The 12049-nt window shown below is 54.2% G+C and carries 10 protein-coding genes; 2 read left to right on the plus strand and 8 right to left on the minus strand.

Annotation, left to right across the window (positions count from 1 at the left end):
• The first annotated feature begins 66 nt into the window (after positions 1-66).
• A complete protein-coding gene (locus M987_RS02030) occupies positions 67-2208 on the plus strand; it encodes a TonB-dependent siderophore receptor (protein WP_014071778.1) in 2142 nt (713 codons plus the stop codon).
• Positions 2209-2366: 158 nt separating this feature from the next.
• Here the strand turns inward: M987_RS02030 and M987_RS02035 are convergent, their stop codons facing one another.
• The 8 genes from M987_RS02035 to nudF form a co-directional block, all read right to left on the minus strand.
• Positions 2367-3020, minus strand: a complete 654-nt coding sequence (locus M987_RS02035) for a DUF2931 family protein (protein WP_014071779.1) — start codon at positions 3018-3020, stop codon at positions 2367-2369.
• Positions 3021-3029: 9 nt separating this feature from the next.
• Positions 3030-3686: a DUF2931 family protein gene (locus tag M987_RS02040; RefSeq protein ID WP_041162129.1), complete on the minus strand. Its 657-nt coding sequence runs from the start codon at positions 3684-3686 to the stop codon at positions 3030-3032.
• Positions 3680-5602 carry a PAAR domain-containing protein gene (locus M987_RS02045; protein ID WP_014071781.1) on the minus strand — a complete coding sequence of 641 codons (1923 nt, stop codon included), beginning with the start codon at positions 5600-5602 and terminating at the stop codon, positions 3680-3682. The genes M987_RS02040 and M987_RS02045 overlap by 7 nt, the downstream gene beginning before the upstream one ends.
• Before the next feature lie 211 nt (positions 5603-5813).
• On the minus strand, positions 5814-7706 hold the full coding sequence (parE, locus tag M987_RS02050; protein ID WP_014071782.1) for a DNA topoisomerase IV subunit B: 1893 nt from the start codon (positions 7704-7706) through the stop codon (positions 5814-5816).
• A gap of 28 nt (positions 7707-7734) precedes the next feature.
• Complete coding sequence (gene yqiA / locus M987_RS02055) at positions 7735-8316, minus strand: esterase YqiA (RefSeq protein WP_014071783.1); 582 nt, start codon at positions 8314-8316, stop codon at positions 7735-7737.
• Positions 8316-9143 carry a 3',5'-cyclic-AMP phosphodiesterase gene (gene cpdA / locus M987_RS02060; RefSeq protein WP_014071784.1) on the minus strand — a complete coding sequence of 276 codons (828 nt, stop codon included), beginning with the start codon at positions 9141-9143 and terminating at the stop codon, positions 8316-8318. The genes yqiA and cpdA overlap by 1 nt, the downstream gene beginning before the upstream one ends.
• A gap of 27 nt (positions 9144-9170) precedes the next feature.
• The gene (locus tag M987_RS02065; protein ID WP_003862516.1) at positions 9171-9593 is read right to left on the minus strand and encodes a DUF1249 family protein; all 423 of its coding nucleotides are present in this window, start codon (positions 9591-9593) and stop codon (positions 9171-9173) included.
• Positions 9590-10222 (minus strand): ADP-ribose diphosphatase, encoded by a 633-nt coding sequence (gene nudF, locus M987_RS02070; protein WP_014071785.1) that lies wholly within the window; start codon positions 10220-10222, stop codon positions 9590-9592. Before nudF ends, M987_RS02065 begins: the two co-directional genes overlap by 4 nt.
• 193 nt (positions 10223-10415) lie before the next feature.
• Here nudF and tolC point away from each other — a divergent pair, with 193 nt between their 5' ends.
• The gene (gene tolC / locus M987_RS02075) at positions 10416-11882 is read left to right on the plus strand and encodes an outer membrane channel protein TolC (protein WP_014071786.1); all 1467 of its coding nucleotides are present in this window, start codon (positions 10416-10418) and stop codon (positions 11880-11882) included.
• The last annotated feature ends 167 nt before the right edge of the window (positions 11883-12049 follow it).

Below are 12049 nucleotides of genomic sequence, written 5' to 3' on the forward strand. Positions count from 1 at the left end.
AGGGCAATGAATCACACATTCTTCCGCGAACATTCATGCGCGGGATATTTCGGGAAAACAGATGTAATGGCTAAGTTCACACCTTCACTCTCTGGGGTAAAAGGGCGCGCGCTCTTTTCACTGTTATTCATCACACCGCTGGTGCAGGCCGCTGATACCACAACGGCTAAAGATGGCGAAACGCTGACCGTGACCGCCGATCCAAATGCCACCACCGATGCCACAAACGGCTATCAGCCGCTGAACACCTCCACCGCTACGCTGACCAACATGCCAATGCTGGACATTCCGCAGGTGGTGAATACCGTCAGCGATAAGGTGCTGGAAGATCAGCACGCCACCACGCTCGACGAAGCGCTGTATAACGTCAGCAACGTTGTGCAGACCAACACTCTGGGCGGCACCCAGGACGCGTTTGTACGCCGGGGCTTTGGCGCCAACCGCGACGGCTCGATCATGACCAACGGCCTGCGTACCGTACTGCCGCGCAGCTTTAACGCATCAACCGAGCGCGTGGAAGTGCTGAAAGGCCCGGCCTCGACCCTGTACGGCATCCTCGATCCAGGCGGCCTGATTAACGTGGTCACCAAACGCCCGGAAACGACGTTCGGCGGCTCAATTTCTGCCACCTCTTCCAGCTTTGGCGGTGGCACCGGGCAATTTGATGTTACCGGCCCGATTGAAGGGACGCGTCTGGCCTATCGCCTCACGGGTGAATATCAGGACGAAGATTACTGGCGTAACTTTGGGACGGAACGCAGCACCTTTATCGCGCCCTCCCTGACCTGGTTTGGCGATGATGCCACCGTCACGGTGCTCTATTCCCATCGCGACTATAAGACACCATTCGACCGTGGAACAATCTTCGACCTCAATACCAAACAGGCCGTAAAGGTTGACCGAAAAACCCGCTTTGATGAACCGTTCAATATTACCGACGGGCAATCAGACCTGGCGCAGCTCAACGCGGAATACCGCCTGAACAGCCAGTGGACCGCGAAGTTCGACTATAGCTACAGCCAGGATAAATACAGCGATAACCAGGCGCGTGTGATGGCGTATGACTCCGCCACCGGCAACCTGACGCGCCGTGTGGATGCAACGCAAGGCTCCACCCAGCGAATGCACACCACCCGTGCCGATTTACAGGGGAACGTGGATATCGCAGGTTTCTACAACGAGATCCTGACCGGCATCTCCTATGAGAATTACGATCTGCTGCGCACGGATATGATCCGCTGTAAGAACGTGAAAGATTTCAATATCTATAACCCGACCTACGGCAATCTCGGCAAATGTACGACCGTTTCGGCATCCGATAGCGACCAGACGATCAAGCAGGAGAGTTACTCCGCCTATGCGCAGGACGCGTTGTATCTGACCGATAAATGGATCGCCGTCGCCGGGCTGCGCTACCAGTACTACACCCAGTATGCGGGTAAAGGCCGTCCGTTTAACGTTAACACCGACAGTAGCGACGATCAGTGGACGCCGAAGCTGGGTCTGGTTTACAAGCTGACGCCGAACGTGTCGCTGTTTGCCAACTATTCCCAGACGTTTATGCCGCAATCCTCTATTGCGAGCTATATCGGCGACCTGCCGCCAGAAACGTCAAATGCCTACGAAGTGGGTGCGAAGTTTGACCTGTTCAACGGTATCACCGCCAATATCGCGCTGTTTGATATTCATAAGCGCAACGTGCTGTATACCGAAAGCGTGGGGGATGAAACCATTGCCAAAACCGCGGGCCGCGTACGCTCGCAGGGTGTGGAAGTGGATCTCGCCGGTTCGCTTACCGAGAACACCAACATCATCGCCAGCTACGGTTATACCGATGCGAAAGTGCTGGAAGATCCTGATTACGCGGGCAAGCCGCTGCCAAACGTGCCGCGTCACACCGGCTCGCTGTTCCTGACTTACGACATTCATAACGTGATTGGCGGGAATACCCTGACGCTCGGCGGCGGCGGGCACGGTGTAAGCCGTCGTTCAGCCACCAACGGTGCGGATTACTATCTGCCGGGCTACGTCGTTGCAGATGCGTTTGCGGCATATAAAATGAAGCTGCAATACCCGGTGACGTTGCAGGTGAACGTGAAGAACCTGTTTGATAAGACCTATTACACTTCCTCTATCGCGACCAATAACCTGGGCAACCAGATCGGCGACCCGCGTGAAGTGCAGTTCACGGTGAAGATGGAGTTTTGATGTAAAAAAAGCCCTGCATCGCAGCAATGCCGTTGGCTTCAGCGGAGCAGCATGACGATAACTGTCCCCGACCTTTATGGTCGGGGTTTTTGAATAGAGCCCTGGTGACTTCTACACACAGTATTTTGGGTGAAAGAAGCGAAATCTCGTAAGGAATCTCACCATTCTCCGTACGGGTAGGTTTTGCCTTTGATGAACTCCACCGTATCTTCCGTATATCTGTAGCCATGTGAGAAATGTGTAATTCCCTTGCAGGCATCCAGCCTGTCGCCGGACAGCGTGGTGAGCCGCTGCGGCTCTACCGGCAGGTTATCGCCAATCCCGCTGTTCTGCAGCCAGATACGCACCCTGCCTTCCGGGGCCAGACCAATCAGCAACGTGTCATACCACGTGGTGCCGTATGAGTCCTGGCCGGTAGGCGTCAGCATTCTGGACTTCAGCGACGCCGGAAAAACTATCCGGGTCTCATAGGTCTTTTTGTCGATGACCGAATCCCAGCAGAACAGCATCATCACGGGGGGATGGCGCGCCTGGTTAAACTGCGCGTGTCGACGAACCTCGTTATTCCATGCTCCCACTGTAATGGCACTGTCCTGCACAGAATCCAGCGTCCGGAAGGTATACACCACACCCTTCTCATCAATAATCAGCGCCTGCGTGACTTCGGCATACAGCGCTTTCGGGGTGAAGAAAGCAAAGTCCCATTTCCCGTAAGGCATCCCGCCGGTTTCTTCGGGGGTTGCAGGCTCTCCTGCGTGGCAGCCGGACAGCAGAAAGAGGCCGGCCAGTACTGTGGCGAATCTCCTTTTCATTGTTTTTCCTTACCACTGTCCATACGGGTAGGCTTTACCTTTGATGAACTCCACCGTATCTTCCGTATATCTGTAGCCATGTGAAAAATGTGTAATTCCCTTGCAGGCATCCAGCCTGTCGCCGGACAGCGTGGTGAGCCGCTGCGGCTCTACCGGCAGGTTATCGCCAATCCCGCTGTTCTGCAGCCAGATACGCACCCTGCCTTCCGGGGCCAGACCAATCAGCAACGTGTCATACCACGTGGTGCCGTATGAGTCCTGGCCGGTAGGCGTCAGCATTCTGGACTTCAGCGACGCCGGAAAAACTATCCGGGTCTCATAGGTCTTTTTGTCGATGACCGAATCCCAGCAGAACAGCATCATCACGGGCGGGTGACGCGCCTGGTTAAACTGCGCGTTCCGTCGTACCCGGTTACTCCATGCTCCCACTGTAATGGCACTGTCCTGCACGGAATCCAGCGTCCGGAAGGTATACACCACACCCTTCTCATCAATAATCAGCGCCTGCGTGACTTCGGCATACAGCGCTTTCGGGGTGAAGAAAGCAAAGTCCCATTTCCCGTAAGGCATCCCACCCGTCTCTTCGGGTGTCGTGGGCGCGACTGCCTGACACCCCGTGAGGGTGATGAAAATTAAAAAAAGCAACAATCCGCGTTGTTTCAAAATTTTTCTCTATCCATGTTATAGCGTGTACGCCGCCAGTTTTCATCGGGGCGATTGACGAAGCTAATCAGCTCAGCCAGCGCTGCGCCGCCCTGAATATCTCCACGGGCATTTGTCACGACGGGGTTCCAGTTAGCGGAGTAGTGGATATATGAACGGGCCAGAAGATTCATTTCCTGCGGAGTAAAAGCGGGTGGCACTTTGCCATCACGTACTGCTTTTCCCATCTGCAAGGCCTTGTCACAGAATGTACTTAAATCTTCTGGAATAATGAGAGCATCATTATCCTGAACAGATTTGAAATTCACCCCAGACTCTTTAGCCGCCTCGATCATCACCCGCAGTATCACCTTTGCCCAGTCGTTACGAATCAACCGGTTTCGCAGCGTCAGCGCTGAATAACTTCGTTTCTGAAACTGCCCATAGCGATCCGGTGGAAGCCGGTCGTCATACCAGGTTTCAGCCAGAATGTTACTGGTCCGCAGAATCGGAGCGAGACTGGGCACCGTATCCAGCTGCGGAAGTTGCTGTACCAGCCGCTGATAGCTGCGTGTCTGGATCCCCGGCTGGCTGAGGGGTACCGTCTCCGTAACTGGACGAGTGAGGAAGAAGTTTTCCCGCACCAGCGGCAGATAGCCCCCGCCAATGTCAGAATGCGATCCTGGCAAAACCAGCTCTGGCCATACGGGCCGGACGCTGTTCAGGGCAAAGTTAAACCGGCACTCATTCTCTGCCGTGATATGGAAAACCTTCTCCGCTATGCCGGCAGGCAAGGTGATTTTCACCTCTCCGGTACTGGCTGAGTGGGGATTCATGCCGTTCACCGGACTGCCAATGGCCGCAACGGTGTCAAATATGCCAATAAAACGGGTCTTTCCGGCTGGCAGCCCCTGAAAGGCGATGCCGTTCAGTCCCTGACGAATGGCGGCGATAATCGCGCTGTCCTGAGCCAGGACACGGTTAGCGAAATGACGTGCCGCAGCGGCACCACGGCTGAATCCGAAAATATCGAACTGGATTGATTTAACAATTAATAGTGGTCTATTTAGAAGGTTTTTTAAATTTCGAAGAGTCTGCTCAACTTTCGATATCAGACCCGCTACCGTTTTATCCGTTTTGGCAATCACGCCCGTATCCGCAATCCCCAGTGACTGGCCAATCAGACTATCGGGTTTGCCCGCTTCCGTGCCGATACCGTCGATATACAGTGACGCCTGAACCTCAGTGCTGTCGGGTAACAGATCGGTCTGATACAACGTGTGCAGCCAGTGCACATTGGTGTAATACCCGATGTAGCTGCCTGCGCTGATGCCGGACACCCCAAATTCCTCGCGTGCACACCGGGTCATAATGACCTCAGCTTCCACGCTGGTGTAGTCGAAGTGCCTGGCCGTACAGGCTTTCATCATGTTCTCCGTGTTAACGGCATTATTCCCCGTACCGTCAAAAAAGAGGCCGATGGTCAGCGTCACCTCTTGCGGCGTGGAGGAATTTGACTCAGATGGCGGGGAAAGCGGTGAAGAAATGTGCGGAGAAGGGAATGGAGGGAATGAGGTTCGCAGTTCTTCTGTCTGCCTGCTGAATGACGAATGCCCCGTGGGTTGTACAATGTCCTGAGTTATCGCACTGACGTCAGACAAAGGGACGATAATGCGATTGCTGCCTGCCGGACAGCCACATTTGACTTCAGAGTCATGAATGGCAGCCCAGATTCCGTCAATAATGAAATCCGGCGTGCCGGTGACAATGGTGCCGGGAATTTTACAGAGGGGGCAACACGTTGTTTTATCGCCCACGCGAACCATGCCTCTGCCGGTGTCCTGATTAGCGGGAAGGGAGCTGATACAGCGGGCACCGGTGGTGGTTTTATCCCCGTCAAGGGCGAGCCCGAGTGCATCAATACTGACAAAGTGGGGCATTTCATATCCGTATGAAAAGTGTGATTAATGAGCAGAACTATACGCCCGGTCTGCAGGTGAAAAAATATGCTTAGCATGCTAATTGTCACATAGAGAGAGAATTAGGAGAAAAGCCCGGTTTTACTGAAGGTGGATGATTATTTTTTATTAGAGGGGAAACCGGCATCGGATGATGCCGGTCGGAAAGGTTACTGCAGCGTGGGGGGTTATATCAGGCCTCAATATCCGCCATATCGCCTTTCTCCTGTAGCCAGTTACGTCGGTCTTCCGAGCGCTTCTTGGCAAGGAGCATATCCATCATGGCGTTGGTTTGCTGTTCGTCTTCATCACTTATCGTCAGCTGCACCAGACGGCGCGTGTTCGGATCAAGCGTGGTTTCACGCAACTGCATCGGGTTCATTTCACCCAGCCCTTTAAAGCGCTGAACGTTTGGTTTGCCCTTTTTGCGCTTGAGCTGTTCCAGCACGCCTGCTTTCTCTTCTTCCGTCAGCGCGTAGTACACCTCTTTGCCGAGATCGATACGGTACAGCGGCGGCAGCGCCACGTGGACGTGACCGTTTTTCACCAGCGTTCTGAAATGCTTCACAAACAGCGCGCAGAGCAGCGTGGCAATGTGCAGGCCATCGGAGTCCGCATCCGCGAGGATACAGATCTTACCGTAGCGCAGCTGGCTCAGATCGTCGCTGTCAGGATCGATGCCGATCGCCACAGAGATATCGTGCACTTCCTGCGAGGCCAGCACTTCATCGGAAGAGACTTCCCAGGTATTCAGGATCTTACCCTTAAGCGGCATGATCGCCTGATATTCACGATCGCGCGCCTGTTTGGCGGATCCGCCCGCCGAGTCCCCTTCCACAAGGAACAGTTCGGTACGGTTGAGATCCTGTGCGGTGCAGTCGGCCAGTTTGCCCGGCAGCGCAGGGCCGCTGGTCAGCTTTTTGCGCACTACTTTCTTCGCCGCACGCAGACGACGCTGCGCGCTGGAAATGGCCATTTCGGCCAGCATCTCTGCCGCCTGGACGTTCTGGTTCAGCCACAGGGTAAAAGCATCTTTGACCACGCCAGAAACGAAGGCCGCGCACTGGCGCGATGACAGGCGTTCTTTGGTCTGACCGGCAAACTGCGGGTCTTGCATCTTCACGGACAGAACGTATGCGCAGCGATCCCAGATATCTTCCGCCGACAGCTTCACGCCACGCGGCAGAATGTTGCGGTATTCGCAGAACTCGCGCATCGCGTCCAGCAACCCCTGACGCAGGCCGTTGACGTGCGTACCGCCAAGCATGGTTGGGATCAGGTTGACGTAGCTTTCCGTCAGCAGTTCGCCGCCTTCCGGCAGCCACAGCAGCGCCCAGTCCACCGCTTCGGTGTCACCGTTAAAATTACCAACAAACGGTTTTTCCGGCAGCGTAGGCAGGCCGTTTACCGCTTCACAAAGATAATCGTTCAGACCATCGGCGTAGCACCAGGTTTGCTCGGTATTGTTAACGTGGTCTTTAAAGGTGATTTCCACGCCCGGGCACAGCACAGCTTTGGCTTTCAGCAGGTGCGTCAGGCGAGAAACAGAAAAACGTGGGCTGTCAAAGAAGCTTTCGTCTGGCCAGAAGTGGACGCTGGTGCCGGTATTGCGTTTACCGCATGTGCCAACAACCTGGAGTTCCTGCACCTTCTCGCCGTTTTCGAACGCGATGTTGTATACCTGACCGTCGCGGCGAACGTTCACTTCCACGCGCTTAGACAGGGCGTTAACCACGGAGATCCCCACGCCGTGCAAGCCGCCTGAGAACTGGTAGTTCTTGTTAGAGAACTTACCGCCCGCGTGCAGACGACAGAGGATCAGCTCAACAGCAGGGACACCCTCTTCCGGGTGGATATCGACCGGCATCCCGCGGCCGTCATCAATCACTTCCAGCGACTGATCGGCGTGCAGGATCACGTCTACGCGTTTGGCATGGCCTGCCAGCGCTTCGTCCACACTGTTATCAATAACTTCCTGGCCCAGGTGGTTTGGGCGCGTCGTATCGGTGTACATCCCCGGGCGGCGGCGAACCGGCTCAAGACCGGTGAGTACCTCAATGGCATCAGCGTTATAGGTTTGCGTCATGATTTAAACTAGCAATTCGCATTGATTGTCAGAGGCTGTGCAGTCCAAGAAAATCGACAATCTGGGTGAAATGATCTTCAAAGTCCGTGAAAGCATGGTTTCCGCCCTCTTCTATAGTCTGGCGGCAGGATGCGTAATACGCCACTGCCTGGCGGTAATCCAGCACTTCATCTCCCGTTTGTTGCAGCAGCCAGATAAGATCGGGCGCTTCAAGCGGGTCTACCTGCATAACTTTGAGATCGTAAATATGGCGAGACTCTAGCACATATTGCTGTCCGGTGTAGGGGTTCTCGTTTTGACCAAGAAAGTCCCGTAACAGCTCAAATGGCCGTACCGCCGGGTTGACCACTACCGCAGGCAGCATGAAGCATTGCGATAGCCAGGTGGCGTAATAACCGCCCAGTGAGGAGCCGACGACACCCAGGGATTCCCCGCCGTGCTCCAGCACGATAGATTCCAGCATTTCTGCGGCGTCAGCCGGGTATGGCGGCAGCTGCGGGATAATCATCTCAACATGCGGATGATGTTCGCTCAGCCACGCGCGAAACTGTGTCGCTTTCGCGGAACGCGGCGAACTGTTAAACCCATGCAGGTAAAGGAGCGTAGACATCAATAGCCTTCTGAAGCGGTATCTGGACGGAATTTTAACCCTGACAGACGGCACACTTCAGTGGTCAGCACGCCATCGGCGTGGAGTTCCAGCCAGCGCCAGCCTGGTGCAATGGTATCCAGGGTAAAGTTGGCGCAATGCGGTTTAAACTGCACGCAGGTAGAAGGTGTAGCCAGCATCCGGCGGCCGTTCCAGTCGAGATCCTGTTCCTGATGAATGTGTCCGCAAAGCAGATTTTTCACCCGTGGGAATTTGACCAGAACACGGTCCAGCGCCGCAGAGTTGCGTAAGCTGTGCTGATCAAGCCAGCTACAGCCAGCCGGTAACGGATGATGATGGAGCAACAGCAGCGTATGGCGTTCTGGCTCGGCGGCAAGTTTTTTCTCCAGCCATTCGAGCTGAAACTCGCTTAGCTCGCCGTGCGGCACGCCAAATACCTGGCTGTCGAGCAGCAGGATTTGCCACTGGTCGCCCACGATGACGGTTTTGGCCGGAGAGATACCTGCCTCCTGAAGCGCGCTGTACATGGCGGGCTGGAAGTCATGGTTGCCCGGCAACCAGACGCAAGGCACGTTAAAACTCGCGATACCCTCAGCAAAATGCTGATAGGCCGCGGAGGATTGATCCTGCGCGAGGTCTCCCGTCGCGACAATTAAATCGCAAGGACGGTTTTCCGCGTGAATCGCGCCAAGTACTGCCTGATAACTCTCCCAGGTGTTCACTCCCAGCAGAGTCTCATGCTTTTCGGCAAACAGGTGAGTATCGGTAATTTGTAATATCCTGACTGGCGCCCCACCAGCAACAGTCAGGTTCAACAGGCTTTCCAAATGGTGTCCTTAGGTAGGTTTATGACGCTAACAAACCGGAATCGCCATTGCTCCATGTGCTAAACAATATCTTAGCCAGTCAGCTAAAAACTGGTTAATTTGATGCTTTTCGTCGCGTTGATGCAACTTTTTATTCGGATAATCATACCGCGCCTTGAAGCGAAAGATCTGCTGGCTTGAACACACTTCAGCGACCATCGCGTCGTGATACAGGCGCACCGTCATTGACGGCAGGCTCCAGTAACTAATGCTGGGGGCCGTTTGCTCGATTTCCACAAGCGTAGTGTAGCGCGTTGATTCTGTAATCGTTAACCGATACTGCGCGTTGCTCACCTGATAGCTCACCGTTTCGCCGGGTGCGTCGTTTCGCGGCAGCAGGCGGCGCAATTGTGCAAAATTGGTTTCGCACAAGCGCATCATTTCTGGGAAGTCAGGTGTATAACGCTTCATTTTTTCCACTCGTTTCGTAATGTCTGATAATGCAGTTGCAGCCATTGCAGGGCGATGACAGACGCTGCGTTGTCGATTTTCCCCTCTTCAACCCACTGGTAAGCCTGCTCCCGACTCACCACATGAACCCGAATATCTTCGTTTTCATCTGCCAGACCGTGAATCCCTTCCGCCGTCGTGGCGTCCACTTCGCCAACCATAATAGACAAGCGCTCGCTGGTGCCACCAGGGCTTGCCAGGTAGCTGAGCACCGGTTTGGTGCGGCCAACCACCAGCCCTGCTTCTTCCTGCGCTTCGCGACGGGCAACATCTTCAACCGTCTCACCCTCTTCAATCATCCCGGCGACCATCTCCAGCAACCACGGGCTTGGGCTAACGTCATACGCCGCAATTCGGATCTGCTCAATCAGTACCACTTCATCACGCACTGGGTCAAAGGGTAGCAACACTGCCGCATGACCGCGCTCAAAAATTTCACGCCTGATCTCGCCGCTCATCTGCCCGTTAAACAGGCGATGCCTGAAACGGTAAAGATCCATCGAAAAAAAACCGCTATATAGCGTTTCTCGTGCAATAATTTCTACATCGTTTTTGGCGAATGTCACTGGCAACTTATCTGGTTTTTGCATGAGTCATACCCTTGTAGCAATAGTGTTGAAATCATTAATTTCAAGGCTGTTTATAAGGCTATATGATAGATTGGTGCAAATTACAGCCGGATGGCACGTAACGCCAACCTTTAGGTGTGGAAGATTCTGTTAGAATCGACAATTATTTTTTAATTAGATCAGCGCTAATACTGCTTCACAACAAGGAATGCAAATGAAGAAATTGCTCCCCATCCTTATCGGCCTGAGCCTGACGGGCTTCAGCGCAATGAGCCAGGCAGAGAATCTGTTACAGGTTTATCAGCAGGCACGTCTGGGCAACCCTGATCTGCGTAAGTCAGCGGCCGACCGTGATGCTGCGTTTGAGAAAATTAACGAAGCGCGTAGCCCGCTGCTGCCACAACTGGGCTTAGGTGCAGATTACACCTACAGCAACGGTTTCCGCGATTCTAACGGCGTTAACTCCAATGCGACCAGCGCATCACTGCAATTAACGCAAACTCTGTTTGATATGTCCAAATGGCGTGCGCTGACCTTGCAGGAAAAGAGCGCAGGCATCCAGGATGTCACCTATCAGACCGACCAGCAGACGCTGATCCTGAATACCGCAACGGCGTACTTCAACGTGCTGAGCGCGATTGACTCGCTCTCCTACACCGAAGCGCAAAAACAGGCAATTTATCGCCAGTTAGACCAAACGACCCAGCGTTTCAACGTGGGCCTGGTTGCCATCACTGACGTACAAAACGCCCGTTCACAATACGATAGCGTACTGGCAAACGAAGTGACCGCGCGTAATAACCTTGATAATGCGCTGGAATCACTGCGTCAGGTCACCGGTAACTACTACCCTGAACTGGCCTCGCTGAACGTGGACCATTTCAAAACGGACAAACCACAGACGGTAAATGCGCTGCTGAAAGAAGCAGAAAACCGCAACCTGACCTTGCTTCAGGCACGTCTGAGCCAGGATCTGGCGCGTGAACAGATTCGTCAGGCACAGGATGGCCATCTGCCAACCCTGAGTCTGAGCGCGTCGACTGGCGTGTCTGACACCACCTACAGTGGTTCTAAAACTAACTCCACCCAGTATGACGACAGCAACATCGGCCAGAACAAAGTCGGCCTGAGCTTCTCTCTGCCGCTGTATCAGGGTGGGATGGTGAACTCGCAGGTGAAACAAGCGCAGTACAACTTCGTGGGTGCCAGCGAGCAGCTGGAAAGCGCACACCGCAACGTTGTTCAGACCGTACGTTCATCCTTCAACAACGTCAACGCCTCTATCAGCAGCATCAACGCCTATAAACAAGCCGTTGTTTCTGCACAAAGCTCCCTGGATGCGATGGAAGCAGGCTACTCGGTGGGTACTCGTACCATCGTTGACGTGCTGGACGCGACCACCACGCTGTATAACGCAAAACAACAGCTCTCCAGTGCACGTTACACTTACCTGATTAACCAGCTGAACATCAAATCAGCGCTGGGTACGTTGAATGAGCAGGATCTGCAAGGGTTGAACGCTGCACTCGGCAAACCGGTTTCTACATCGCCAGATAGCGTTGCGCCTGAAAACCCACAGCAGGTTGCCGCGGTGGATAACTTCAACGCTGAAGGCAGCGCGCCTGCTGCACAACCAGCGGCAGCACGTACCAACACCGGCAGCAATCCGTTCCGTAACTAAGCATTGCCCGATGGCGCTTCGCTTATCGGGCCTACATAATCGTAGGCCGGGTAAGCGCAGCGCCACCCGGCGCAAAATCACATCCGAACGTAAGTCAACGTAAAGATCTCCCTGTTTCCGCCCCTCTTAGCTTCATTTTCGACCACTCATCCTCTATCCTGAGCCTT

Origin of the sequence: Enterobacter soli ATCC BAA-2102 (assembly GCF_001654845.1) — a bacterium.
Classification (GTDB): domain Bacteria; phylum Pseudomonadota; class Gammaproteobacteria; order Enterobacterales; family Enterobacteriaceae; genus Enterobacter; species Enterobacter soli.